The sequence below is a fragment of the Actinoplanes sp. NPDC026623 genome (assembly GCF_040638275.1).
Lineage (GTDB): Bacteria > Actinomycetota > Actinomycetes > Mycobacteriales > Micromonosporaceae > Actinoplanes.
This window is the reverse complement of sequence record NZ_JBEZXZ010000010.1, coordinates 61,557-85,268: the sequence shown is the minus strand read 5'-3', so window position 1 is coordinate 85,268 and position 23,712 is coordinate 61,557. Positions and strand designations below refer to the sequence as shown.

The following is a 23,712-nucleotide window of genomic DNA, read 5'->3' as shown; positions in this document are numbered from 1 at the left end:
ACCACCGCCCCAGGCAGACTGCGCGGCCGATGCGCCGGGGAAAGACTCCGCGGCCGACGTGCCGGGGACAGACTCCGCGGCCGACGTGCCGGGGACAGACTCCGCGGCCGACGTGCCGGACAGGCGAAGGCCCGCCTCCGGGAGTCCGGGGCGGGCCTTCGGCGCTTTGGGACCTGCGGCCGGTGCCGGCCGAGGTGGTCGGCGCGCTGCCGCGGGTCAGTGCTTGTTGTGGTTGCTCAGGTCTTCCTGGTAGGTCGCGCCGCCGTCGGACTCGGCCGTCAGCGGGCGGGCGCCGCCCTCCGGCGGGCCCGCGACCGACTGGGAGCCGGCCGCCAGTTCCGGGAACTTCGCGTCGAAGGCCGGGCGCTCCGAGCGGATGCGGGGCATCTTGTCGAAGTTGCGCAGCGGGGGCGGCGAGCTGGTCGCCCACTCCAGCGAGTTGCCGGCGCCCCACGGGTCGTCGACCGTGACCAGCTGGCCGACCTTGTAGGACTTCCACACGTTGTAGATGAACGGCAGGGTCGAGGCGCCCAGGATGAAGGAGCCGATCGTCGAGAACGTGTTCAGGAAGGTGAAGCCGTCGCTCGGCAGGTAGTCCGCGTAGCGGCGGGGCATGCCCTCCGCGCCCAGCCAGTGCTGGACCAGGAACGTGGCGTGGAAGCCCACGAACGTCAGCCAGAAGTGGACCTTGCCGAGGCGGTCGTCGAGCATTCGCCCGAACATCTTCGGGAACCAGAAGTAGATGCCCGAGAACACCGCGAACACGATCGTGCCGAAGAGCACGTAGTGGAAGTGCGCGATGACGAAGTAGGAGTCCGAGACGTGGAAGTCGATCGGCGGGGCCGCGAGCAGCACGCCGGACAGGCCGCCGAAGAGGAATGTCACGAGGAAACCCAGGGCGAACAGCATCGGGGTCTCGAAGCTGATCTGGCCGCGCCACATCGTGCCGATCCAGACGAAGAACTTCATGCCGGTCGGGACCGCGATGAGGAAGCTCAGGAAGCTGAAGAACGGCAGCAGCACCTGGCCGGTGACGAACATGTGGTGCGCCCACACGCTCATCGACAGCGCGCCGATCAGCAGGGTCGCGCCGACCAGGCCCTTGTAGCCGAAGACGGGCTTGCGGCTGAAGACCGGGATGACCTCGGTGATGATGCCGAAGAACGGCAGCGCGACGATGTAGACCTCGGGGTGGCCGAAGAACCAGAAGAGGTGCTGCCACAGCATCGGGCCGCCGGTTTCCACGTCGAAGACGTGCGCGCCGAGGACTCGGTCGGCGGCCAGGGCGAACAGCGCCGCGGCGAGGAACGGGAAGACCATGATCACCAGGAGGCTGGTGACCAGGATGTTCCACGTGAAGATCGGCATCCGGAACATCGTCATGCCGGGGGCGCGCAGCGTGATGATCGTCGTGATCATGTTGACGCCACCGAGGATGGTGCCGAGACCCGAGATCGCCAGGCCGACGACCCACATGTTGCCGCCGATGCCCGGCGAGTGCAGCGAGTCGCTCAGCGGCGTGTAGGCGAACCAGCCGAAGTCTGCCGCGCCCTGCGGGGTGAAGAAGCCGCTGATGGCGATCGTGCCGCCGAACAGGTACAGCCAGTAGGCGAACGCGTTCAGCCGCGGGAACGACACGTCGGGCGCGCCGATCTGGATCGGCACCACGAAGTTCGCGAACGCGAACACGATCGGCGTCGCGAAGAACAGCAGCATGATCGTGCCGTGCATCGTGAACAGCTGGTTGTACTGCTCCGGCGACAGGATCTGCATGCCCGGGCGCGCCAGCTCGGTGCGCATGAGCAGGGCCATGAATCCGCCCAGGATGTAGAACACGAAGGCCGTGATCATGTACATGATCCCGATCTGCTTCGCGTCCGTCGTCCGCAGGATCCGTGCGAGGGCCGAGCCCTTTACCTGCTGTCGGACCGGCCAGGGCCGGGTCACGATCGGCTTAGGCGCAACGGTCGTCACGGATAGCCTCCGGTGTCTCGTTCGTCCCACTGCGTACACCCGAGTGGAAAGGCGTACCTCGCAGGCAGAATAGTCCCCCGCCGACCCCCGGCGGGCGCGGGGTGACCAAAGCCCACCAGATCTTCAGAACGGTTCGACGAGTCCCCGTAGCTGGTCTGCGAAGATCCGCTGGCCCCGCGTGCGCAGCATAGGGTCGCGCTGCGCCGGTGCCACATCACGGGTCAGGTCGCGCTCGTGCGTCCATCCCCGGACCTGATCGCAGCGCGTCAGGCGCCGCTTCTCGTACGCGCGAAGCGCGGCCGGCACGTCGTCCGCGCCGGCCTTGAGCACCTCGCCGAGCACCACGGCGTCCTCGAAGGCCATGGCGGCGCCCTGCGCGAGCGTCGGAGCCGTCGCGTGGGCGGCGTCGCCGACGAGCAGGACCGCGCCCTTCGACCAGCCCTCGAGCACCACCTCGTCGGTGCGGGCGACCTGCACCTTCTCCAGTGCGTCGAGGACCGCCGGCACCGGACCGCCGAAGCCCTGGAACAGCTCACGCACCCGGGCCACCGGATCCGCCGGGTTCGGCGTCCCGGGTGCGACCGTCTCGTCGGCGTGGCAATAGAGCCGGCGTCCGCCCATCGGCATCACGACGAACTGGGTTCCGCGCCCGAGCAGGGCCGTCCAGTCGCTGACCGGCGGGCCGCCGGTGACCACGCTGCGGTAGACGATCTGGCCCGTCGGGGTCGCGGGCCCGCCCAGCCCGGCCTTGGCCCGGACCGTGGACCGCCGGCCGTCGGCGCCGACGACCAGGTCGTATTCGGCGACGGTGCCGCTGGCGAACTCGACCTTGACGCCGCCATCGATGATCTCCAGATCCCGGACGGCGGTGTCGTAGCGCACCTCGCCGCCGACTCCGGTGAGCAGGACCTGCTGCAGGTCGCCGCGGGACAGGGCGCGGCTCTCGCCCACGCCGGCCCACAGCGCCGCGACGTCCAGCTCGAACAGCTCACCGCCGTCGGCGTCCTGGAAGACCTGCCGGAAGATCAGGTCGCCGAGCGGCCGCAGCGGCGCGTCGAGGCCGAGCAGCCGCAGCGCCCGTGACGCGTTGCCGGGCAGGTAGATGCCGGCGCCGGGGATCGTCGTGGCCGGAAGCTCCTCGACGACGTCGGGGCGGAAACCCGCTATGCGAAGCCCTCGGGCCGCCGCAAGGCCGCTGATACCGGCCCCTACGACGAGGATGCGCAAGGTCATCGCAGCAACGCCTCCGAGGGGTGTTCGATACGCGTCGGAGCCAAGACACTACCCGCCGAGGTCGGGGGGCGGAACCCACGATCATGTTCGCGTCCGATTTGTTCAATACGACCGGCCCCGAGTGGTCCTAGCGTCATCGTCATGGCACCTACCTTCAATGCGATCGGCCTCGCGGTCGCCGACATGGAAAAATCACTCGCGTTCTATCGCCGGCTCGGGCTGGACTTCGCGCCCGGCGCGGAGCGGGAGCCGCACGCCGAGACCGAGCTTCCCGGCGGGTTCCGGCTGCTCATCGACACCCACGAGACGATCCTGGGTTTCGATCCCGGCTTCGCGCCGGGCGGCGGGAATGTCTCGCTGGCCTTCCGGTGTGCCGATCCGGCCGAGGTGGACAGCACCCACGCCGACCTGGTCGGCGCCGGGTACCGGTCACGGAAGGAGCCGTGGGACGCGTTCTGGGGTCAGCGTTACGCCGTCGTGTCCGACCCGGACGGCAACAGCGTCGACCTCTTCGCCCCGACGGCCGGTTAGGGCGGTCTCACTGATCACAGTGGCCTGCGCCTAACCGACCAGCTCGCCCAGCGGCACGCCGGCCAGCGCCTTCACGTCGCGGGACAGGTGGGCCTGATCGGCGTAGCCCGCGACCACGGACACGTCGGCGAAGGGCCGCCCCGCCCGGGCCAGCCCCACCGCCGTCTGCAGCCGCAGGATGCGGGCCAGGGTCTTCGGGCCGTAGCCGAAGGTGGTGCGGCACCGGCGTTGCAGGTGCCGCGCGCTGAGGCCGCACTCGTCGGCGATCGCGGCGACCGCCCGGCCCGCCCGCGCCCCGGCGGCGACGGCGACCATCGCCCGATCCGGATCCCGCCAGCGGCGCCGGGCGAACCCCTCGAGCGCCGCGATCGGGTCGCCGGCCTCGGCCAGCGGCCCGACGTCGGCGGCCGCGAAGATCTGGGCCAGCGGGACCTGCCGGTCGGTGAGCTCGTCGGCGGGCATGCCGAGCACGCCGGCGCCGGTGCCGACCGCGAAACGCAACCCGAACAAGCGGCTGCCCGGCGCGGCCGCGCCGACCTGCGCCACGGTGTCGGGGCCGGCGACGAAGACCGAGCCGTCCTGCCAGATCAGGTCGAGGCAGCCGTCGGGCAGGACGCGCTTGGCGGCCGCGCCGGGTGGCACCGTGCTGCGCCACGCGACGACATACGGCAGCTTCGCGGCCCATTCGGCGTACATGAGGCGACCCTGGCATGGGGGTACGACACTCCTGCGAATGACGCCGGTGTAATTCCGGCGGACAATCGCGATATGACCGACCAGCTGGACGAGTACCGGCGCCGGCGGGACGCCCGGCGCACACCGGAGCCGGTGCCCCGCGCCCGGCCCCGCCGGACCACCGGCAACAGGTTCGTCATCCAGCAGCATCACGCCCGCAGCCTGCACTGGGACGTCCGGCTGGAGCGCGACGGCGTGCTCGTCTCGTTCGCCGTGCCGCGCGGCCTGCCCCGCGACCGCGCCCGCAATCACCTGGCCCGGCACACCGAGGACCACCCCCTCGAATATCTGGACTTCTCGGGCGAGATCCCGGCCGGCGAGTACGGCGGCGGCCGGATGACCATCCACGATCGGGGGACCTTCGAGACCGATAAATGGCGCGATGATGAAATCGGCGTCACCTTCCACGGGACGCGCACCAGCGGCCGTTACGTCTTCTTCCAGACCGGCGGCAACGACTGGATGGTCCGCCGGATGGACCCGCCGGAGCCGGGCTGGCAGAGCATGCCCGAGGCCGTCGAGCCGATGCTCGCGACCCGGGCCGCCGGGCTGCCACCCGACGATCCGGACTGGGGGTACGAGCTGAGCTGGGCCGGGCGCCGCACGTGTGTGTTCGTGTCCGGCGGACGGGTCAGGATCGCCGGCGCCGAGGGTGCGGACGTCACCTCCTGGTACCCGGACCTGCGGCCGCTGGGTGAGGCGCTCGCGCCGCTCGAGGCCGTACTGGATGGCGAGATCGTGGCCTTCGACGGCGCCCGGGTCTCGCCTGAGCTGCTGATGCGTCGCGGGGCGCCGCGGGACGCGGCGGCCGCGCGCCGGGCCGCCGAGCGCACGCCGGTGCAGTTCCTGGCCTACGACCTGCCCTGGCTGGAGGGACACTCCACGGTGGAGCTGGTCCGCTACGCGGAGCGCCGGGAGCTGCTGGAGGGGCTCGAGCTGACCGGCGGCAACTGGCAGACGCCGCCCTACTTTCCCGGCGGCGGCGCCTTCGCGCTCGAGGCGGCCCGGGCGCAGGGCCTGCCCGGCGTCGTCGCGAAACGCCTCGACTCCCCCTACCTGCCGGGGCGCCGCAGCCGGCTCTGGCGCCTGGTCGACGCGCCCTGAAAACCCGCCATCAAGAACGTCGATATTCCTTCAGCCCGGCCCGCGCCATCCGATCTAGGAGGTTTACCGATCTTGCGGCGGAAAGGGCTATACATGACGCACTGCCCCACGCCCGTCCCGCCTGCCGCTGTGAACACGGATATGTCTGCTGATCTCTGGAAGTCTGCCGCCCAGGTCCTCGACTCCAACTGGTCCCACGATCACATGGTCCCGTCCCGCCGCCTCTACCCACATCAATGGAGCTGGGACGCCGCATTCATCGCCGTCGGGCTCGCCTATGTGAACCCGACCCGGGCCTGGCGCGACCTGCGCAGCCTCTTCGAGGCGCAGTGGCCCGACGGCCGGGTGCCGCATATCGTCTTCGACCCGGGCACCCCGGAGAACGACTACTTCCCGGGGCCGGGATTCTGGGACGTCCCCGCGTACGCCGGACGCCCCGCGCAGGGCAGCACCGGGCTGGTGCAGCCGCCGCTGCACGCGATCGCCGCGTGGGAGGTCTACCGCCGCGCCGCCTCGCACGGCGCCGAGTGCGCCCGCGCCGCCGGCGACCAGCTGACCTGGCTCTACCCGCGCCTCGTCGCTCAGCAGGAGTATCTGAGCTCACACCGCGACGCGGGCGGCGACGGCCTCGCGAGCATCGTGCACCCGTGGGAGTCGGGGCTGGACAACAGCCCCTCCTGGGACGCGGCGATGTCGGCCGTGCCCGCCGACATGGAGTTGCTCACCCGCTACACCCGCCGCGACATCGAGAACGCGGACGCGGCGCACCGCCCGACCGACGTCGACTACGCGCGCTACCTGGGGCTCGTCCTTGACTACCGCAGCGGCGGCTACGGGGACGCCGGCCTGGCCGACCGGCACGCGTTCGTGGTCGAATGCCCGTCGTTCAACTCGATCCTCGCGGCGGCCGAGCACGCCCTGGTGCACATCGCCGGTGTCGTCGGCGCGGATCCGGAGGTCCACCGCAGGCGCGCCGCGCGGATCACGAAGGCGATCTCCGAGCACCTGTTCGACCCCGAGACGCGGACGTTCCGGGCCCGCGACGTCCGCACCCGTACGCTCAGCCCGGCCCGGTGTGTCAACGGCCTGGTGCCGCTGCTGCTGCCCGGGCTGCCCGCCGAGCAGGCGGCCGCGATCATGGCCGAGGCGGCGTCGCCGCGCTTCGGCCTGCCGGAGCGGACCGGACTGCCGGTGCCGAGCTACGACCGGACCGCCGCCGACTTCGACGCGCTGCGGTACTGGCGCGGGCCGATCTGGATCAACATCAATTGGCTGCTGCGCCGCGGCATGCTCCTGCACGGCTACCACGGCGAGGCCGAGGACCTGCGGACGGCGATGGTGCGCCTGGTGCACCGGTCCGGGCACTTCGAGTACTTCCACCCGGTCACCGGCGAGGGGATCGGCGCCCCGGCGTTCAGCTGGACCGCCGCCCTCTGCTTCGACCTGCTCGCCGACCGCAGCGTCCCGGCCTACGCCCGGGCCGCGTAGGCGACCACCGCCCGAGCGCGGCCGATCCGTCACCGCCGCGCCCGGGCCGATCTGGGCTCAGAACATCTCGTCCCGGATGGTGGTGTCCGCGCCGTGCCCGGTGTGCACGACCGTTTCGGGCGGCAGGGTGAGCAGCCGTTCCTTGATCGACCGCTCGATGGTCGGCCGGTCGCTGAAGGATCGGCCCGTCGCGCCCGGCCCGCCCTGGAACAGGGTGTCGCCGGTGAAGACGCAGCCCAGCGCCGGCGCGTACAGGCAGACGGCGCCCGGGCTGTGGCCCGGGGTGTGCAGCACCCGGAGCACGCCGCCGGCCACCGGGATCTCCTGCCCGTCGGCGAGCGGCGCCGGCTGGGGCTCGCCCGGGTGGACCAGCTTCCAGAGCACGTCCTCCGCCGGGTGCAGCAGCAGCGGCGCACCGGTCTGCCGCGCCAGCTCGGGCGCGACCCGGACGTGGTCGTCGTGCGCGTGGGTGAGCGCGATCGCGACGATCGTCCGCGACCCCACGAGATCGCGGATCACCCGCACGTCGTGCGGGGCGTCGATCACCACGCACTCGTCGTCGTCGCCGACCACCCAGACGTTGTTGTCGACGTCGAACGTCTCGCCGTCCAGGGAGAACGTTCCGTGCGTGACGGCGTGGTCGATCCGCATCAGAAGAGCACCACTGAACGCAGGACGCCGCCGGTGTGCATCTTGCCGAACGCCTCCTCCACCTGGTCGAGACGGATCTCCTCGGAGACGAAGGCGTCCAGGTCGATCCGGCCCTGCAGGTAGAGCTCCGTCAGCATCGGGAAGTCGCGGGTCGGCAGGCAGTCGCCGTACCAGCTGCTCTTGAGCGCGCCGCCGCGGCCGAAGACGTCCAGCAGCGGCAGTTCGATGGTCATCTCCGGGGTCGGCACGCCGACCAGGACCACGGTGCCGGCCAGATCGCGGGCGTAGAACGCCTGCTTGTAGGTCTCGGGCCGGCCCACCGCCTCGACCACCACGTCGGCGCCGTTCCCGCCGGTGAGCTCGCGGACGGCGGCGACCACGTCGGTGCCGTGGGCGTTGATCGTGTGGGTGGCGCCGAAGCTGCGCGCCCACTCCAGCTTCCGGTCGTCGGTGTCGATCGCGATGATCGTCGTCGCGCCGGCCAGGGCGGCGCCGACCACCGCGCCGTCGCCGACCCCGCCGCAGCCGATGACGGCCACCGAGTCGCCCCGGGTGACCCCGCCGGTGTTGATCGCCGCGCCGATGCCGGCCATCACGCCGCAGCCGAGCAGGCCGACGGCGGCGGGCCGGGCCCGCGGATCGATCTTGGTGCACTGGCCGGCGTGCACCAGGGTCTTCTCCACGAACGCGCCGATGCCCAGGGCCGGCGAGAGCTCGGTGCCGTCCTCGAGCGTCATCTTCTGCGTCGCGTTGTGGGTGTTGAAGCAGTACCACGGCTTGCCGCGGCGGCAGGCCCGGCAGTCGCCGCAGACCGCGCGCCAGTTCAGCACGACGAAGTCGCCGGGCGCGACGTCGGTGACCCCGGCGCCGACCGACTCGACGATCCCGGCGGCCTCGTGGCCGAGCAGGAACGGGAAGTCGTCGTTGATGCCGCCCTCGCGGTAGTGCAGGTCGGTGTGGCAGACCCCGCACGCCTGGATCTGGACGACGGCCTCGCCGGGGCCGGGATCCGGCACGACGATGGTGGCCACCTCGACAGGGGCGCCTTTGGCCCGGGCGATGACTCCGTTGACTCGCTGGCTCATGACCACACTTTCTCACTTCCGGCCGCGCACGGATGCCGCCGCACCCAGGTTCTTCGGGGCCGGGGACTCAGTGGACGGCGGGCAGATCTCGCGGCCACGCCAACCTTAGGGAAACGGGAGCCAAACAATCGGGCACGTCGATCAAGTACTCGAACCCTCAAGAGTAGGGTTCGCACGGACTTTCCACCTCGATGCAGCGCCGGGGCCGGCCGGCTGGGGGGCCTCGGCCGACCCGGCGCTGTGTCGTTCCGCCCGGGATCAGGACGCCGGCGGCTCGTCCCCGCCCGCCTCCTCGATCCGGTCGGCCTCCTCCTTCGTACGGTGCACCGCGCCGTCCGCGTGCTCGGGCGGGCCGTAGACGGTGTAGAGCACGAGCGGGTTCGGGCCCTCGTTGGTGAAGTTGTGCGTGCGGCCCGCCGGGACCACGACGAGGTCACCGGCGACGACCCGGCGGGTCTCGCCGCTGACCCTGGCCTCGCCCACGCCGCTCACGAAGGTCAGGATCTGGTCCACCTCGTGGACCTCCGACCCGATCTCGCCGCCCGGCGGGATCGTCATGACCACAAGCTGGGTGTGCTTGCCCGTCCACAGCACGCGGCGGAAATCCGGGCTCTTCTCGGCATCGGTGGCGATCGTGTAGTGCTCCATGACCCGCAGGTACCCAGATCAGGGGCGCTTTGAACGCCGCAACCTGGCGACCGGGCGCAGCTCCTCGACCGGCGCCGGCCGGCCGATCAGGTAGCCCTGCACGTAGTCGACGCCCAGCTCCCGCAGCAGGCGCAGGGTCGGCTCGTCCTGCACGAACTCGGCCACCGTGTGGATCCCGTACGCCTGGCAGACCTGCACCAGCGCCCGGACCAGCACCTGATCCTCCTCGTTGTGCACGAGGTTGACCACGTACTCGCCGTCGATCTTGACGAGGTCGATGGGGAAGAGCCGGAGGTAGCGGAAGGACCCGTAGCCCGAGCCGAAGTCGTCCAGCGCCAGCTGGCAGCCCAGGTCGCGGATCCGGTCCGCGAAGTGGCGCGCCTCGCTCAGGTTGCCGATCAGCGCCGTCTCGGTGATCTCGAACGTCAGCTGTTCGGGGTTCACCCCGTAGCGCTCGATCAGGGCCTCCACCTCGGCGGTCAGCCGGGGGTCGCCCACCGAGCGGCCGGAGAGGTTGATCTGCAGGCTGAGGTCGGCGCGGGTGGCCGCGAGCTCCAGCGCCCGCTCGACCACCCACAGGTCGATGTCGTAGATGGCGTCGAGGCGCTCCGCGGCGTCGAGCACCTGGGTCGGCGACTGCGGGGTGCCCGCCTCGTCCAGTATCCGCAGCAGCAGCTCGTGCCGCAGCACCCGGTTGGTCTGCAGCTCGAGGATCGGCTGGGCGTAGAGCGTGTAGCGGTCGGTGCCGAGCGCGTCGGCGACCCGGCCGCGGTAGGAGCCCTGCCGGTCGCGGGCCGCCACCGGGTCGGCCACCAGGGTCAGCGGCCGGTCGCCCTCGCGGGCCAGCCGCCACGCGTGCTCGGCGTCGATCAGCAGGTCGTGGCTGCCGGCCTCGCCGTCCGGGCGGAACCGGACCAGGCCGGCCCAGGCGCGGGCCCGCAGCCACGCCTCCGGCAGCACGAAGGACTGCGTGCGCAGCGCCTCCACGAACAGGTCGGACTGCCGCCGGGCCATCACCCAGGAGGCCCCGGCGAGCAGCACGGCGATCTCGTTCGGCCCGGCGCGGCCCAGCAGGTCGTCGGGGCGGGCAACACCCTCCAGCAGGCGGGCGGCCCGCTGCAGCAGCTCGGCGTTGCCGTCGGCGCGCACGCCGTCGGCGTGGTCCGGCTCGATCCGGATGACGAGCAGCGCCCCGCCGCCGCGCCGCTGGGCCCGGTCCAGCTCGTCGGCGAAGCGGCCGCGGGTGAGCAGGCCGGTCGCCGGATCGCGCTCGACGACGGAGGCCCGCACGGTTTCGCCCCGGCGGCTGAGCCGGGCCACCTCCCGGCGGGCGCGTTCGCGCACGGAGACGTCGCGCAGCACGCCGCGGATGCCGTGCACGGTGCCGTCGGGCTCGGAGATGGGCTCGAGGCGGCAGTCCACGTCGAACCAGCCGCCGTCGGCGCGCAGCAGCCGGATCGTGGTGCGCACCGGCTCGCGGGCCGTCCAGGCCCGGGTGATCGCCCCGAGGGCCTTGGCGTGGTCCTCGGTGTGCACGTGCCGGGCGAGGATCTGCCGGCTCAGCTCGGTGTCGGCCGGGGGCCGGCCGAGCAGGGCGGTGAGCCCGTCGGACCAGACGATCTCCTCGCCGGCGGCGCGGTAGCTGAACCACGCCTCGTCGTCCGCGGGCGCGCGGGGCTCGGGTAACGGCAACTGGGGGCCTTGGTTCGGACTCGTCCGGGGACGGCGGGAGGGGCGGTCGCGCAGCGCGCGGGGACGTGGTGAGCCTTCGTCGGGTGCCGTCATGCGCCGTCGTTACCTCCCGCCCGAGTGAGTCGATGTCCCTGACCTATTACGACCCGTCACGGGTCGATGTAACAGTGCACATCCACGACAATGTTTTCGCAGCTCGCCCAACAAAACGAGGAACTGCAGTTTCTCCACCGTTCAGAGTGTGAATTTAGCTGATCGGGTGAACGCCCGCCGCGCCTCATCCGCGCCCGGTGACCGGCGGGTCCATGACGGACAGTCACTGCCAGTGTTGAATGTGGAACCTACGGCAACACCCGCCCCCGCAGCTTCGACCGACATCTACACACAGCTCCGACGGCCATGCACCGCGTAACGACATCGCGGGGCGGTGGATATGGTGGCCCTTCGGGCACATGAGCGAGGACGACGACGTATGGGCATCATTCGGGACATGCAGCGGGCGCAGGCGACGCAGGAGGCCGCCGAGCAGCGGGCGCGCACGGCGGCTGAACAGCAGCGCCAGCTGATCCGGCGCAACGCCGAGCTCGCGGTCACGGCGGCGCAGCGGGCGGCCGCCGACGCGGCGCGACAGCGCGAGCAACGCCGCCTGTACGCGGAGGCGCGCGCAGCCGGCGCGGCCGCGGCGAACGCCGACGTGCGGGCCCGGCTGACCGACCTCGACGTGCTGCTGCTGTCCACGCTGGATGTCGACGACCACATCGACCTGGACCGGTTCAAGAAGCCGGTGCGGGTGCCGCCGTTCGATCCCGGCAAACTGGGCAGGCCGCTGTCCGAGCCCAGGTGGGAGAGCTTCACGCCGCCGGAGCCGCGCGGCGTCGGCCGGATCCTGGGCGGCGAGCGAAGCCACCAGCAGCAGGTCGCCGCGGCGAAGCTGGCATTCCAGGAAGCCCACGACCGCTGGGCCGGCGCGGAGGAGCGCAGGTTGCGGCAACTGGCCGCCCGCGAGCGGCAGTACGCGGAGAACCGCCGGCGCTACGAGGCGAAGCTGACCTCCTACAACGCGGAGGTCGACCGCTTCGCGGCGGCGGTGGCGGCCGCGGACCCGGCCTCGGTCGTGGAGTACTTCGCGATGGTGCTGGGCAACTCGGTCTACCCGGACGACTTCCCGCAGCACTTCCGCCTCGCGTACCTGCCGAAGCAGCGGCACCTGCTGGTCGAGTACCACCTGCCCGCGGTCGAGGTGATCCCGGCGATGAAGGAGTGCCGCTACGACAGGTCCCGCGACGACCTGACGGCGGTGCCGCGCGACGAGGCCGAGATCCGGCGGCGCTACACCGAGGTCATCGCGATGGTGGCGCTGCGCACCGTGCACGAGATCGTCGAGGCGGACCGCGGCGCCCTGGTCACGGAGGTGCTGTTCAACGGCATCGTGGACACCGTCGACCGGCGCACCGGCCGCGGCGTGCGCCCCTGCCTGGTGTCGGTGCGCACCGACCGGGACACCTTCGCCGCGATCAAGCTGCGCCGGGTCGACCCGATCGCCTGCCTCGGGCACCTGCGGGCCCGGCTCTCCGACCGGCCGGATCAGCTGGACGGCGTCACCCCCGTGATCGATTTCGACTCCGAGGCCGACCAGGACTTCACCGGCGAGTTCAACGTGCTCGCCGACATCGACGAGCGGCCGAACCTGGCGACCATGCCGGCCGCGGATTACGAGCGGCTGCTCCGCGACCTGTTCGGCAACATGGGCCTGGCGATGGGCGAGCCCGAGGAGGGCCCGCGCTGGCTGGCCACGGATCCGCGGCCGCTGTTCGGCGGCCCGGTCGTGATCCACGCCGTACGCGGCCGGCCGGCCTGCGCGGGCGACGCGACCGAACTGGCCGAGCGGGTCGCCGCCGCCGGGGCCACCAAGGGGATCCTGGTCGCCCTCGACGGGTACGAGGCACCCGCGCCCGAGGCGGTCGCCGGCCGGCCCGTCGAGCTGCTGGACGGGCCGGCGCTCCTCAACCTGCTCTTCGAGCACTCCGGGGTGAAGGCGCGGATCGAGGGGGCCTAGGGCCCAACTGTGGTGCTACAGCCGCAGGTCGTGGCCGGTGGTGGCGTCGACGTGGTCCGGGATCTCGTCGTGCCGGTCGCCGACGGTCGGGGTGCCACGAATCGCACATGCCGCAAGAATCCTTGCACCGGGTCGTGGTGATCGTCGACGACGTCCGCACGCCGCCGGCCCGGCTCACCGGGGAGCGGGCCGCTCGCTGACCGGGGGCTCGTCCGCGCGAGGCTCGCCGACGGCCGGCTCGTCTGCGGGAGGCTCGTCCGCGGGTGCCTCGTTGATCGGGTTCCAGGGTGCTATGTCGAGCTCCTCGATGCGCTGCCAGAGCGGGCGCAGGGCCGCCTCCGGCTCGCGGGCGAAGATGCTGCCGCGAATGCGGACGAAGACGCAGTTGCCGACCCGCTCCAGCACCGCCTGCCGGCGCATGTCGCTCTCCCACTGCTCCGGCCCGTGATAAGCGTCGCCGTCGCACTCGATCGCCAGGCGGCGGCCGTCCGGCGCGTTCAGGACGAGGTCGATCCGGTAGCCGCCGATCCGGAACTGCGGCGTCGGCCGGTAACCGCGTTTCACCAGGCGGCGCAGCACCTCGCGCTCGAAGTCGGACTCGCAGAGCACCTCGAGATCCGGCGCCGTGGTCTGCGCCGGCAGGTTCAGCGCGTAGTTGAGCAGCAGCGCCCGGGCGTCGTCCGCGAGCAGCGACGACGCCCGGACCGAGTGGAAGATCCAGAGCTGGTCGCGGGCCCGGGACGCGGCGACGTTGATCCGGCGGTGATACTCCCGCTTGGTGAACGCGGCCGGCCGCCCGTCGTTGTCGGAGACCACCATCGACACGAACACCACGTCGCGCTCGTCGCCCTGGAACGTGTAAGCGTCGCCGACCCGCAGCCGGCGCGCCTCCATCTCGTCCTCGCCGATCGCCTCACGCAGCGCGCCCAGCAGATAGGTCGCCTGGCCGCTGGTGCTGAGCAGGCTGATCACGCCGATGGTCCGGCCGCGGTACGCCGGGTCCGCGACCAGCGCCGCCACCTGCGCCACCAGCGCGTCCGCCTCCGCCACGTTCACGTCGCCGTACGGTGCCAGCGGCTGCCGGACCCCGTCCGGTATGAAGACCGGCCGCACCGGGGCCGACAGTGGCCGGTCCGCGCGCAGCGGCTGGATCTTGCCGTCGTAGTAGTGCCGCGACGAGAACTCGATGATCTGCGGCACGCAGCGGAAGTGCTCGGTGAGCAGGATCCGCTCGGGCGAGCGGCGCACCGCGTGGTCGTACAGCGAGGACTCGGGGTCGAAGTGCTCGGCGGACGGCACGTCGCCGAGGTGGCTGTGGATCAGGCCGGCCACCGAGCCGACGAAGCCAAGCTGCGGCCCGATCTGCTGGTCGTCGCCGACCACCACGGCCCGCTCGGCCAGCGACAGCACCGGCAGCGCGAACAGGTCGGCCTGCGACGCCTCGTCCACGATCACCACGTCGAAGTGCGCGCCGCCGGCGAACTGCTCGATGGCCCGGTCCACGGACATGACCCAGACCGGCACGGCCTCGACGGCCGACTCCATCGCCCGCTGCGCGTGCGCCTGCCAGGCCGCCGCGGTGCGGCCGGTGCCCTTGCCGATCTTGCGGAGGGCGGTGGTCCAGTCGGCGAGCGCGGCCCGCCGCCGGTCGTCGAGCGCCCGGGCGACCTCGAGCCAGGCGGACGCCACGACCAGGTCCCCGGTGAGCCGCCGGATCCTGTCGCGGCCCAGCTCCACCCGGCGGTTCAGCACGGCCGGATCCACGCTGCCGACCACCAGGTCGAACCACGTCTGCGCCTGCCGCCAGCGCCAGGCCCGCAGGCAGGCGGCCCCGGACACGGCCGGCACGAGTCCGGCGCCGACCTGCTCCGCCCACTGCGGCGCCACCTCGGCCAGCCGGTCCCGCAGCTCGGCGTACCGGGCCGCCTCGGGCCTGAGCGCGACCAGCCGGCCCGCCTCGGCGACCAGGGCGTCCCACTCGGTCAGCGCGGGGTCGAACCAGGCCGCGGCGAGCTCCGGCCACGGCACCAGGGCGTCGGCCACCGCGCGGTCGCTCGCGTCCAGCTCGTCCAGCTCGAAGACGACAACGTAGTCGTCAAGCACGGCCGAGACCTCGGACAGCCGGGCCGGGTCCAGGTCCAGCTCCTCCTGGGGTGCGAGCACCCGCAGGCGGGCGGAGAGCTCGGGCCACTGTCGCGCGTCCCAGCCCAGCGACTGCGCGGCCTCGGCGAGCAGCGTTCCCGCCCACACCTCCGGGTCGCCGGGGCGCGCGGGGATGCCGAGCCGCTGGATCCACTCGGTCCAGTGCTCGCCGAGCCGGCGCTGCGCCTGGCCCCGGCGCACCCAGGCCGAGGCCAGGTCGGCGTCCTCGACGGTGCGCAGCGGCTCGCCGTCGACGCGGACCTCGTCGGCGATGCGCCACAGGCCGGCCTGGAGCAGCCGGTTGACGCCCCGGCCCGCGGCGAAGCGCTCGCGCAGCTCACCGAGGCCGGCGAGGAGCCGCTTCGGCTCGGCCGTCAACGCGTTCGCGGCGGTGATGCGGTGCCCGCCGAGGAGGCGGGCGAGGTCGGCCAGCGAGCGCTGCAACTCCTCGGTCGCCCGGACGTGGTCGGTCCACATGGTGGCCCAGTGCGGGTCGGACAGCAGCCGCCCGAGCCGGTCGGTCCAGGTGCCCTCGCGGCGCTGCAGCCAGGCGACCGCGTCCCGCAGCCCTTCCAACAGCGCGGATACGAGGCTGGGGCCCTGTGCGCGTACGGAATCGGTGTCGACGCCGGCCAGCTCCAAGCGGGAGACGCGGTCGGCGGCCGCCTCCCGATCGGCCCGCGCGGCCCGTGCCGCCGCCGCGCCGGGCAGGGCCGCGACGTCCGGCAGCGGGCGCAGCGCGGCCGCCCGGTCCGCGGGCGCGAGCCGCGCGGCGAGGTCGAGCAGCGCCGCGAACTCGTCCGCGGACAGCGGGGGCCGGTCGGACGGCGTCACCGCGTCGGGAATGCCGCCGTCGGCGGCGGCCCGCTCCCGCAGCCAGGAACCGACGTCGGCGGGCGAGAGATCGATGTCGTCGATCCGGTACGTGGCGGCCTCGTTCTCCGCGATCGCCCGCAGGCCGCCCAGCGCGGTGGCCAGGTCCCGCTCGGCGTCCTCGAGCCGGCGGGTGAGCCGTTCGACGCGGGCCGCCTCGGCCGTCTTGTCCAGGGTGGCGGCCCGGTCGGAGAGCTCGCGCGCGGCGAGCTGCAGCTGGACCAGCTGGTCGGTGGTGCGGCCGAGCACGGCCAGGCAGAGCGCCTGCACCTCCTCGGGAAGCCCGTCGCGCAGCACCCGCAGCGGGTCCTCCTTCTGCGCGACGACCAGCACCCGCTTGCCGTTGGCCATCAGATGGCAGATCAGGTTGCGGATGGTGTGCGTCTTGCCGGTGCCGGGCGGGCCCTGCACGGCGACGTTGCGGTGCAGGGCGAGGCGGCGGGCGATCGACTCCTGCGCCGCGTTGGTCGGCAACGGCATGAGCAGCCGCTCGCCGACCCGGTGCCAGTCGTCGGGGCGGTCGTCGGGCATCCGGAGCCGGCTGGGCTCGTGCGCGACGATCGCGGCCAGCGCGCCGATGCTGCCCGTGTCGCCGGCGAGCAGGCGGTCGCGCAGGCTCTCCAGGAAGCCGCGGAGCAGTCGCTGCCGGGGCCGGGCGAAGAGGAGTCCGGTGTCGACCAGGTGCGGACCGGACGCGGTCTGCCCCGGTGCAAGCACCCGACGCTCGTAACCGAGCCGGCCGAGGGCGCGCTCGAAGAGCTCGCGGCGCTCCAGGTCGTTCCACAGGTCCACTTCGAGGGTGCCGGCCGGTCCGGCCAGGGCGAGCAGCTGGCCGAGGTAGCGCTCGTCGAGCCCGGCGAGCGCGTCGGTCTGCAGCCGGGACGGGCCCCGCGGCGAGACGGTGATCAGGGAACGGTCCGGCTCGTACTCGATGATCACCGGGGTCGCGACCAGCGGATAGCGCACCCGCTGGTCGCCGACGGCGGTCTCCAGGAGGCCGTGACCCCAGACCAGCTCGGTGGTCGCGGCGGTCATGTCGATCTGGTGCATGAGGTCGAAGAGCTGCCGGTGCAGGTTCCGGGTCTTCTCCGCCTCCTGGCTGAGCAGCGCCCACGGCCGCCAGACCTGGTCACGCCAGGTCTCGAAGCTCACGTCCGGCGGGTCGTCCGCGGCGGCGGCGGCCGCCCTGGGCTCGTCGGTCGCGCTGATCTCGTTGAGCCGGCGGCGCAGCTCCGCGGGGACCGCGACCGGGCCGGGCAGGTCCGGCAGCCCCACCCGAAGCCAGCTGGTGCCGTCGGCGGCGGGCCCGATCTCGACGGCCGGGTGCGCGGGGAAGGCGTCGAGGCGGTGGGCGTCGGCGGGCACCGTGCGCGCCGGGCGTTCCATGTGCGCGCGCACGGCGAGCAGGTAATCCGCGACGGAGACGGCCCGATCCCGGATGACCGTTGGCGACTCCTGATGCGGCTGGGACATTCTTCGCAGGTTATCCGACGTACGCCGCCTCCTCGGGGTCGCGCCCCAGCGCCGCGCGGCCGCCGTCGACCGGCAGCACCGCGCCGTTGAGGAAGCTCGCCGCGTCGGACAGCAGGAACGCGACCACGTCGGCGACCTCCGCCGGCCGCCCCATCCGCCCCAGCGGCTGCAGCAACCGGATCTCGCGCGCGAAGTGCTCGGCGCCGGCCTCGGTAAGCCCGGCGACGTGCGCCTCGGCGCGTTCGGTGCCGATCGACCCGAGCGCCACCGCGTTGACCCGGATGCCGTGCGGTCCATAGTCGACCGCGAGCGCCCTGGTCAGCCCCTCGACGGCCGCCTTCGCCGTGGCGTAGGCGAGCGCGCCCCGCACCGCGCGCTGCGCCTGGTGCGAGGAGACGTTCACGATCGCGCCCGGCCCCTGCGGCAGGAACGCGCGGACGGCCGCGGCGCTGCCGACCACCACCGGACGAAGATTGAGGCCGATCAGATCGAGCATCTCGTCCGGCGGCACCTCGTGCAGCCACGCGTCCCGGAACACCGCGGCGTTGTTGATCCAGCCGGCCAACGGCGCGGGCACCGCGGCCGCCGCCCGCTCGGCGACCGCCGGATCGGCGGCGTCGCCGATCACCGGCACGATCCGCCCGGCCGCCGGATGGGTGCCGGCCCAGTCGAGGGCGGCGTCGTCGAACTCGATCACCGCGACGTCGCCGCCCGCGCCCGCCAGCCGTTCGACGACGGCCCGGCCGACGCCGCGCCCGCCGCCGGTCACCACGTAGGAAGCCATGCCTCAGCCTCCCAGCCGGATCTCCGCGCCGCACGGCCTCACAGACGCCCGTCGCCCACCGGAGGCGGGCGACGGGCGTCTGGACCTGGCTACGAGTTACGGGAAACGCATGCGGCGGGGCCGCGGAATGACCGGCGGAGGCAGCGGCAGGTCGTCCAGGTGACTCCAGCTGAGCAGGCCGTTCGAGGACGACTTGATCTCGCCGAGGCAGGCGCGCAGCAGACCGAGATTGGCGGCACCCGCGTACCCGGCGATCACGACCTCGGGCGTCGGCTCGATCATGGCGATGGCGGCGCAGATCTTGGAGACCTCACGCTCGTCGACGGCGTCCAGCGGCAGCGGAGCCTCGACCTGGGAACGACGCCACGGCGGACCGAAACGGCGCAGCAGCTCGCGGGCGAGCCGGCCGAACGAGCGATCCACCTCGGCGTCACGCATGGACATGCGCGCCGACTGGCCGTAGCACCACGGCACCACCACATGGCCGTTGATGACGACCAATTGGTAGACGGATTTGGGTACGCTTATCACCTCAGCGCCGGGCAGCGTGCCGAGAAAGAGGACCAGTTCCTCGTACGGCAAGGGCCAGCGCGGGTTGGCCAGCACTCGTTCGGTGGTGGTCGTCGTGGCCGGGTGGGCGTTGACCTCGCGGTCGATCGCCGTGCTCAAGGCTTCGGGGACTCGGGTCCAGAGTTCAGCGGCAATTTTGTCGCCGAACTGCTCGACCACCCATTCGCTAGGACCGACCAGAACGTCTGGACGCATTCGCTACCACCACCGTCCGTGTCGCTGGCGCTACGCCTGGCTAGAGAGTTCCACTCGCGGAGATCGACTGGAAGACAATCCAGACCAGTTTCCAAATACGTCCATGAATGAAAACAAGCAGGACGGTCATACTGTTGCCGCGGCGTCGAAGCAGCAGGTCCGTGACCCGCATCACATGCAACTTGCACGGCGAACCGCACGTGCAAGTTGCATGTGAGATCGCGGATCTGTCCTCTATCCGACAGTAGACCGCTCCCACATTTCGAGCCGGTGACCGTCGTGCAAACAGCTACTGACAGTGCTCGGCCCCTCGTCGCCGCGCACCGCGGTTGGTAGGGTGCCCGGCTGTGATCGGCGAGGCCCGCACCGCGCAGCCGTCCACCCGGCGAGTCGACCGCTGGGTGGCCGCGCTCGGGGTGCTGACCCTGCTCTGCGGGGGCCTCTTCGCGCTCAGCCTGACCCACGCCCGCGCCACCTCGGCCCGGTCCCGCGGCGCCGAGCGGGCGATCCGCGCCACGCTCGACGGGCAGGGCGCCGCGCTGCTGCGCGGCGACCGGACCGGATGGCTGAGCAACGTCGACCCGGCCCTGTCCAAAGACTGGAACCGCCTGTACGCGAACCTGCGCGGACTGCAGGTGTCGGGCTGGCTCCCGCGCACCCGCGGCGTCGAACAGGGTGCACAGTGGGAGACGGAGATCCAGATCCGGGTGTGCTTCGCCGCGCCGGTCTGCGCCCGCACCCCGGAGACGTACGTGCCGCTCGACGACGTCATCTCCGCCCGCACCACCTGGACCGTGATCGCCGGCCGCGCGACCCTGACGGGCTTCAAGCAGTTCGCGTCGGACGGCCCGGTGCCGTGGAAGAACGCGACGCTGACGTTCGCCACCGGCCGGCGGGTGGTGATCGCGGCGCCGGAGAACCTGGACGGGGCGACACCGGCACAATGGCTGCCCGCGGCGGAGCGGGCCGCGCGGGTCGCAGACCGTTACACGCTGACAACCCCGAAACCGGGCAGATACCTCGTGTTCCTCGCCGGCAAGCAGGAATGGGACAGGGCGGTGGGCACCAACCACGAGGCGGCCGCCTTCGTGGACCGCACCAGCGAATCGACCGCGTTCGCGGTGGTCGACGCGACCCGGATCGACGCGGACTTCGGCGACGAGTGCCTGCTCCGGCACGAGCTGGGACACATCGCGACACTGCTCGGAACGCTGGACACCGGCGACGACTGGGCGGTCGAGGGCATGGCCGAATACATCGCGTACGCGGGCGTGCCGGTGCAGTCGTACGAGCTCATCCTGGACGCGCGCTGGCACGTCCAGCACACCGGCTGGCGCGGACGGCTGGACCTGGAATGGTCGACGGACCCCGAGGAACGCTTCGGGTTCTACGCGATGGGCTTCCTGGCGATGCGCTGCATCGCGGAGAAGTACGGCGAGACCAGGCTGCTGAACTTCTTCACGGAGGTGGTCCGGCGGGGCGAGTCGCCGGCCGAGGCCTCGCGCTCGGCGCTGAACAGGCCGTGGGACGCGGTGGAGAGCGCCTGCCGGCCGGTGATCACGGGCTGGCTCAAGCCCTGACCCTGGTGACGGCGGCGGATCAGCCGGACCGGGAACGACGCCGTCGGGACACCAGCGCCAGGATCACGCCGCCGATCACCAGGACGCCCCAGACGACGGCCGAGATCTGCGGCATGATCGAGTCCTCGCGGATCGGCTCGAAGGCGGGCGCCGGGACGGCCGATGAGGCCGCGGGGCCGGGTGTCATGGAGGCGGCTACATCGAGCGCGGCCACCAGATCCAACTCGCCGTAGCCGTATGCGTCGTCGCGCCCGGCCGGCCCCTTGTCCACCGCGGCGGACTCCAAGGCCTTGACGACCTGGGCCGCCGACAGCTCCGGATACTTCGCCCTGATCAGGGCAGCAGCACCCGACACGATCGCGGTCGACGTGCTCGTGCCGTTTACAACGCTGTAGTCGCCGTCGGCCGCACCGTTTGCCACAGTCATGTCGACGCCGGGCGCCACCAGGTCCAGCTGCGACCCGCGATGCGAAAAAGCCGCGCTCTTTCCATCGCGGTCGGTGGCTCCCACGGCGAGCACCTCCGGGTAGGCGGCCGGGTAATCACCCTTGATGCCCTGCTCGCCGTCATTCCCTGTCGCGGCTACGAGCACGACGTCGGCAGCGGCTGCCTCCTTGATCGCGGCTGCGAGTCCTTCGTCATCGATCACCCCGATCGAAAGGTTGATCACCTTTGCGCCGTGGTCGACCGCCCACCTGATGCCGTCCGTTACGACTAGGGGGCTGGCGGCCGGCGTGATGGGCAGAATCTTGGCGGCGGGAGCAATTCCGAGAATCCCACGATCACCGCTCCTGCCGCGTGCGGCGATGATTCCGGCCATCGCCGTGCCATGGCCCTGGGCATCCTCGCGGCCGTCTCCGGACCCCAACGCGTTGAAGCCGCTCAGCACAGCTCCGTCGAGATCGGGATGGTCCGCTTGGACCCCGGTGTCGACCACTGCGACCGTGACGCCTGCGCCCTCGGTGATGCGATGGGCCTGCGCAACGTGCAGAGACTTCAGATACCACTGGGAGTCCCTGCGCTGGTCGGCCCGCGCGGGCGAGACACCCAGCAAAGGTGTCATCAGACAGGAGATGACTCCGACAGCTACCGCTCGCTTCACTCATGCCATCCGATGACGCCGGGACCAGGATCGTGACGATGCTCTTGTCTGGAGGGCTCGATCACGGGATCGACGCCCTCTGCGGTCACCCAGGGGTTGTCGGGATCGAACGGTGCGGCGTCGCCGCGCTTACCGCCCGAATGGCGACCGCCCGTCATCGGCGCCGCGGACGAGCCCATGAGCGGACTCGTTGTGCCTGGACGGCCGGCTCCAGGACGAGTCGCGCCGGGCCGGCCGGCGCTCGAACCTCCGCGTGTCGGTTGGCCTGAGGCGGGAGGCAGCCAGGAAGGCGTCACGGGCTTACCTGCCGACACGCCACCTCGCCCGAGAGCCGCTCCTCCGACGCGTTGACCGAAAGGCACGCGACCGCCCCCTGGCCCCGGCCCAGGTATGGGAGGGCCGAAGGGCGTCCCGCCGCCGATCACCAAGCCGCCGCCGCTGGGGCTTGGGGGCAATCCGGACGGCGGTGACGGCACCGGTGCCAACGGATTGCCAGGCAATCCGGGAGGTGGCGACGCCACCTCGGCGAGCCCCGGCCCGGAGGGACCCGACGGAGTCGCTCCGCCGAACCCTGAAGGATCTTGCCCCGGCAGGGGCGGCGGCGGGTCGTGCGGGACGTCGACGTCGTTGCCGGCAGCCGCTGACCCACGACCGTTGAGACCGGATTGGCCGCTCGAATTGGACCGATTCCGAGGATCGCCCTCGTTGTCGATCTTGGTCCTGGTGAAGTCGGGCTTGAGCTCATAGGCCGGAGGCGCGGTTATGGCGTTGTCGGGGTGAGCGATGACCACTTCCGCACGACGCATGCGCTCACGGGCCGCATCGTCCAATTCGTCCTCGGCGTCGTCCCACCAGGCCGGGACCCAGTCATCCTTTTTCTGCAGATAGGCCTCGTAAAGTGGCGCTATATCAGCCTTCGCCTGCCGCAACTCTTCGAGGATCTGGCCCAACGCGCCGGCGTTTGCATCTGCGACGTCCTTGTTCTTCTGCATGTTGAACAACAGGTCGTCGATCAACCCAACGAAGGCGCTGGCCGCCGGACTCTGCTCCGGGGGCCAGGCCTCTGCCAGGGACTCCTTTGCGGACTCCAACCGGCTGCGCTGGTCCTTGAGGAGTCCGGCCATCGCGCCCAGCGCCGCGACCTGGCGCCAGGACTCCGGGTTGTCCTCGCCCTCGACCATCGCCCAGATCCGTGGCGTGTTGTAGGCCGCCCAGGGCGTGCCCCCGCCCGGAACGAAGACCCCGTCGCTCATGGTGTCGTCCCGCCGTCACGGGCCGCCTGCGCGCGCTCGGTGGCGGTCGTCAGCATGTAGTTGATGTTGTCGATGCTCCTCGCGGACCGGTCGTCCACCGCCCGGAATTCCCGCGCCGCCTGCTCGGCGGCGTCGGCCAGGATCTTCGCCGCCTCCACGAAGCGGGTGAGGTTGGTAAGGGAGTTGGCCAGGGCCTTGGCGTAGTTTTCCTTGGTCCGCAGCAGCGGCACGCTGGCGTTCTTCTGGCCGAACGTGATGCCGGCGGAGAAGGACCGCCGGGCCCGGTCGATGTCGAGCGGGTCGACCTCGTCGGCGTAGAAGCTCACGTCGCCCGCGAACCGGTCGAGCCCGCCGGTCTCCACGTTTATCGATCCGTCGCCCATCGCAACCCTCCTGCGTCGACCCCGCCCGAGGACCTGTTCAGGATACCGAAGTGGTACGACGGTCCGTTGCCCCTCGGTCACGGCGGCGTCCGGCGTGGACGTCCGGGCGGCTGAAGTCGTCAGACCTCAGCGGTAATGTCCAACACTGTGGGTGCGCCTG

18 protein-coding genes are annotated in these 23,712 nt (G+C 71.8%); 5 read left to right on the top strand and 13 right to left on the bottom strand.

Annotated elements, in window-relative coordinates; all coding sequences use genetic code 11:
- Positions 1-216 precede the first annotated feature (216 nt).
- Positions 217-1,974: a cytochrome c oxidase subunit I gene (gene ctaD / locus AB0F10_RS05230; protein ID WP_360620541.1), complete on the bottom strand. Its 1,758-nt coding sequence runs from the start codon at positions 1,972-1,974 to the stop codon at positions 217-219.
- A 123-nt stretch (positions 1,975-2,097) separates the two neighbouring features.
- Positions 2,098-3,207 carry an FAD-dependent monooxygenase gene (locus tag AB0F10_RS05225; protein ID WP_360620540.1) on the bottom strand — a complete coding sequence of 370 codons (1,110 nt, stop codon included), beginning with the start codon at positions 3,205-3,207 and terminating at the stop codon, positions 2,098-2,100.
- Positions 3,208-3,348: 141 nt separating this feature from the next.
- Between AB0F10_RS05225 and AB0F10_RS05220 the strand changes: the two genes are divergently transcribed.
- The gene (locus AB0F10_RS05220; protein ID WP_360620539.1) at positions 3,349-3,738 is read left to right on the top strand and encodes a VOC family protein; all 390 of its coding nucleotides are present in this window, start codon (positions 3,349-3,351) and stop codon (positions 3,736-3,738) included.
- A gap of 30 nt (positions 3,739-3,768) precedes the next feature.
- Here AB0F10_RS05220 and AB0F10_RS05215 read toward each other — a convergent pair whose 3' ends face one another.
- Positions 3,769-4,434, bottom strand: a complete 666-nt coding sequence (locus AB0F10_RS05215; protein WP_360620538.1) for a helix-turn-helix domain-containing protein — start codon at positions 4,432-4,434, stop codon at positions 3,769-3,771.
- A gap of 72 nt (positions 4,435-4,506) precedes the next feature.
- On the opposite strand from AB0F10_RS05215, the gene AB0F10_RS05210 reads away from it, so the two are divergent.
- Positions 4,507-5,577, top strand: a complete 1,071-nt coding sequence (locus tag AB0F10_RS05210; protein ID WP_360620537.1) for a DNA polymerase ligase N-terminal domain-containing protein — start codon at positions 4,507-4,509, stop codon at positions 5,575-5,577.
- A 141-nt stretch (positions 5,578-5,718) separates the two neighbouring features.
- A complete protein-coding gene (locus AB0F10_RS05205; RefSeq protein ID WP_360620536.1) occupies positions 5,719-7,065 on the top strand; it encodes an MGH1-like glycoside hydrolase domain-containing protein in 1,347 nt (448 codons plus the stop codon).
- Between the two features lie 57 nt (positions 7,066-7,122).
- On the opposite strand, the gene AB0F10_RS05200 is transcribed toward AB0F10_RS05205, so the two are convergent.
- The 4 genes from AB0F10_RS05200 to AB0F10_RS05185 all read right to left on the bottom strand — a co-directional run bounded on the left by AB0F10_RS05200 (position 7,123) and on the right by AB0F10_RS05185 (position 11,141).
- Positions 7,123-7,716 carry an MBL fold metallo-hydrolase gene (locus AB0F10_RS05200; RefSeq protein ID WP_360620535.1) on the bottom strand — a complete coding sequence of 198 codons (594 nt, stop codon included), beginning with the start codon at positions 7,714-7,716 and terminating at the stop codon, positions 7,123-7,125.
- Positions 7,716-8,801, bottom strand: coding sequence for an S-(hydroxymethyl)mycothiol dehydrogenase (locus tag AB0F10_RS05195; RefSeq protein WP_360620534.1), 1,086 nt, complete (start codon positions 8,799-8,801; stop codon positions 7,716-7,718). Before AB0F10_RS05195 ends, AB0F10_RS05200 begins: the two co-directional genes overlap by 1 nt.
- 258 nt (positions 8,802-9,059) lie before the next feature.
- Positions 9,060-9,449, bottom strand: coding sequence for a cupin domain-containing protein (locus AB0F10_RS05190; RefSeq protein ID WP_360620533.1), 390 nt, complete (start codon positions 9,447-9,449; stop codon positions 9,060-9,062).
- An 18-nt stretch (positions 9,450-9,467) separates the two neighbouring features.
- Positions 9,468-11,141: an EAL domain-containing protein gene (locus AB0F10_RS05185; RefSeq protein ID WP_360620532.1), complete on the bottom strand. Its 1,674-nt coding sequence runs from the start codon at positions 11,139-11,141 to the stop codon at positions 9,468-9,470.
- 472 nt (positions 11,142-11,613) lie between these two features.
- On the opposite strand from AB0F10_RS05185, the gene AB0F10_RS05180 reads away from it, so the two are divergent.
- Positions 11,614-13,197 (top strand): restriction endonuclease, encoded by a 1,584-nt coding sequence (locus tag AB0F10_RS05180; protein ID WP_360620531.1) that lies wholly within the window; start codon positions 11,614-11,616, stop codon positions 13,195-13,197.
- 174 nt (positions 13,198-13,371) lie between these two features.
- Here AB0F10_RS05180 and AB0F10_RS05175 read toward each other — a convergent pair whose 3' ends face one another.
- From AB0F10_RS05175 to AB0F10_RS05165, 3 genes are all read right to left on the bottom strand, one after another.
- Entirely contained in the window at positions 13,372-17,685 is a 4,314-nt protein-coding gene (locus AB0F10_RS05175) for an AAA domain-containing protein (RefSeq protein ID WP_360620530.1), read from the bottom strand.
- Positions 17,686-17,695: 10 nt separating this feature from the next.
- Positions 17,696-18,469, bottom strand: coding sequence for an SDR family oxidoreductase (locus AB0F10_RS05170; RefSeq protein WP_360620529.1), 774 nt, complete (start codon positions 18,467-18,469; stop codon positions 17,696-17,698).
- A gap of 96 nt (positions 18,470-18,565) precedes the next feature.
- Positions 18,566-19,198 (bottom strand): hypothetical protein, encoded by a 633-nt coding sequence (locus tag AB0F10_RS05165; RefSeq protein WP_360620528.1) that lies wholly within the window; start codon positions 19,196-19,198, stop codon positions 18,566-18,568.
- A 383-nt stretch (positions 19,199-19,581) separates the two neighbouring features.
- On the opposite strand from AB0F10_RS05165, the gene AB0F10_RS05160 reads away from it, so the two are divergent.
- Positions 19,582-20,814, top strand: coding sequence for a hypothetical protein (locus AB0F10_RS05160; protein ID WP_360620527.1), 1,233 nt, complete (start codon positions 19,582-19,584; stop codon positions 20,812-20,814).
- A gap of 19 nt (positions 20,815-20,833) precedes the next feature.
- On the opposite strand, the gene AB0F10_RS05155 is transcribed toward AB0F10_RS05160, so the two are convergent.
- Genes AB0F10_RS05155 through AB0F10_RS05145 form a run of 3 tightly spaced genes read right to left on the bottom strand, consistent with a single transcriptional unit; the run spans position 20,834 to position 23,552 of the window.
- Positions 20,834-21,877 carry a S8 family serine peptidase gene (locus AB0F10_RS05155; protein WP_360620526.1) on the bottom strand — a complete coding sequence of 348 codons (1,044 nt, stop codon included), beginning with the start codon at positions 21,875-21,877 and terminating at the stop codon, positions 20,834-20,836.
- A 35-nt stretch (positions 21,878-21,912) separates the two neighbouring features.
- On the bottom strand, positions 21,913-23,169 hold the full coding sequence (locus AB0F10_RS05150) for a hypothetical protein (RefSeq protein ID WP_360620525.1): 1,257 nt from the start codon (positions 23,167-23,169) through the stop codon (positions 21,913-21,915).
- Positions 23,166-23,552: a hypothetical protein gene (locus tag AB0F10_RS05145; protein ID WP_360620524.1), complete on the bottom strand. Its 387-nt coding sequence runs from the start codon at positions 23,550-23,552 to the stop codon at positions 23,166-23,168. Before AB0F10_RS05145 ends, AB0F10_RS05150 begins: the two co-directional genes overlap by 4 nt.
- Positions 23,553-23,712: the final 160 nt, after the last annotated feature.

Bases quoted from the DNA above. Each gene is read 5' to 3' on its own strand.
- AB0F10_RS05195 (WP_360620534.1), bottom strand. From the start codon at position 8,801: ATGAGCCAGCGAGTCAACGGAGTCATCGCCCGGGCCAAAGGCGCCCCT.
- AB0F10_RS05145 (WP_360620524.1), bottom strand. From the start codon at position 23,552: ATGGGCGACGGATCGATAAACGTGGAGACCGGCGGGCTCGACCGGTTC.
- AB0F10_RS05210 (WP_360620537.1), top strand. From the start codon at position 4,507: ATGACCGACCAGCTGGACGAGTACCGGCGCCGGCGGGACGCCCGGCGC.
- AB0F10_RS05170 (WP_360620529.1), bottom strand. From the start codon at position 18,469: ATGGCTTCCTACGTGGTGACCGGCGGCGGGCGCGGCGTCGGCCGGGCC.
- AB0F10_RS05155 (WP_360620526.1), bottom strand. From the start codon at position 21,877: ATGACACCTTTGCTGGGTGTCTCGCCCGCGCGGGCCGACCAGCGCAGG.
- AB0F10_RS05150 (WP_360620525.1), bottom strand. From the start codon at position 23,169: ATGAGCGACGGGGTCTTCGTTCCGGGCGGGGGCACGCCCTGGGCGGCC.
- AB0F10_RS05205 (WP_360620536.1), top strand. From the start codon at position 5,719: ATGTCTGCTGATCTCTGGAAGTCTGCCGCCCAGGTCCTCGACTCCAAC.
- AB0F10_RS05225 (WP_360620540.1), bottom strand. From the start codon at position 3,207: ATGACCTTGCGCATCCTCGTCGTAGGGGCCGGTATCAGCGGCCTTGCG.
- AB0F10_RS05190 (WP_360620533.1), bottom strand. From the start codon at position 9,449: ATGGAGCACTACACGATCGCCACCGATGCCGAGAAGAGCCCGGATTTC.
- AB0F10_RS05215 (WP_360620538.1), bottom strand. From the start codon at position 4,434: ATGTACGCCGAATGGGCCGCGAAGCTGCCGTATGTCGTCGCGTGGCGC.
- AB0F10_RS05220 (WP_360620539.1), top strand. From the start codon at position 3,349: ATGGCACCTACCTTCAATGCGATCGGCCTCGCGGTCGCCGACATGGAA.
- AB0F10_RS05180 (WP_360620531.1), top strand. From the start codon at position 11,614: ATGGGCATCATTCGGGACATGCAGCGGGCGCAGGCGACGCAGGAGGCC.
- AB0F10_RS05200 (WP_360620535.1), bottom strand. From the start codon at position 7,716: ATGCGGATCGACCACGCCGTCACGCACGGAACGTTCTCCCTGGACGGC.
- AB0F10_RS05175 (WP_360620530.1), bottom strand. From the start codon at position 17,685: ATGTCCCAGCCGCATCAGGAGTCGCCAACGGTCATCCGGGATCGGGCC.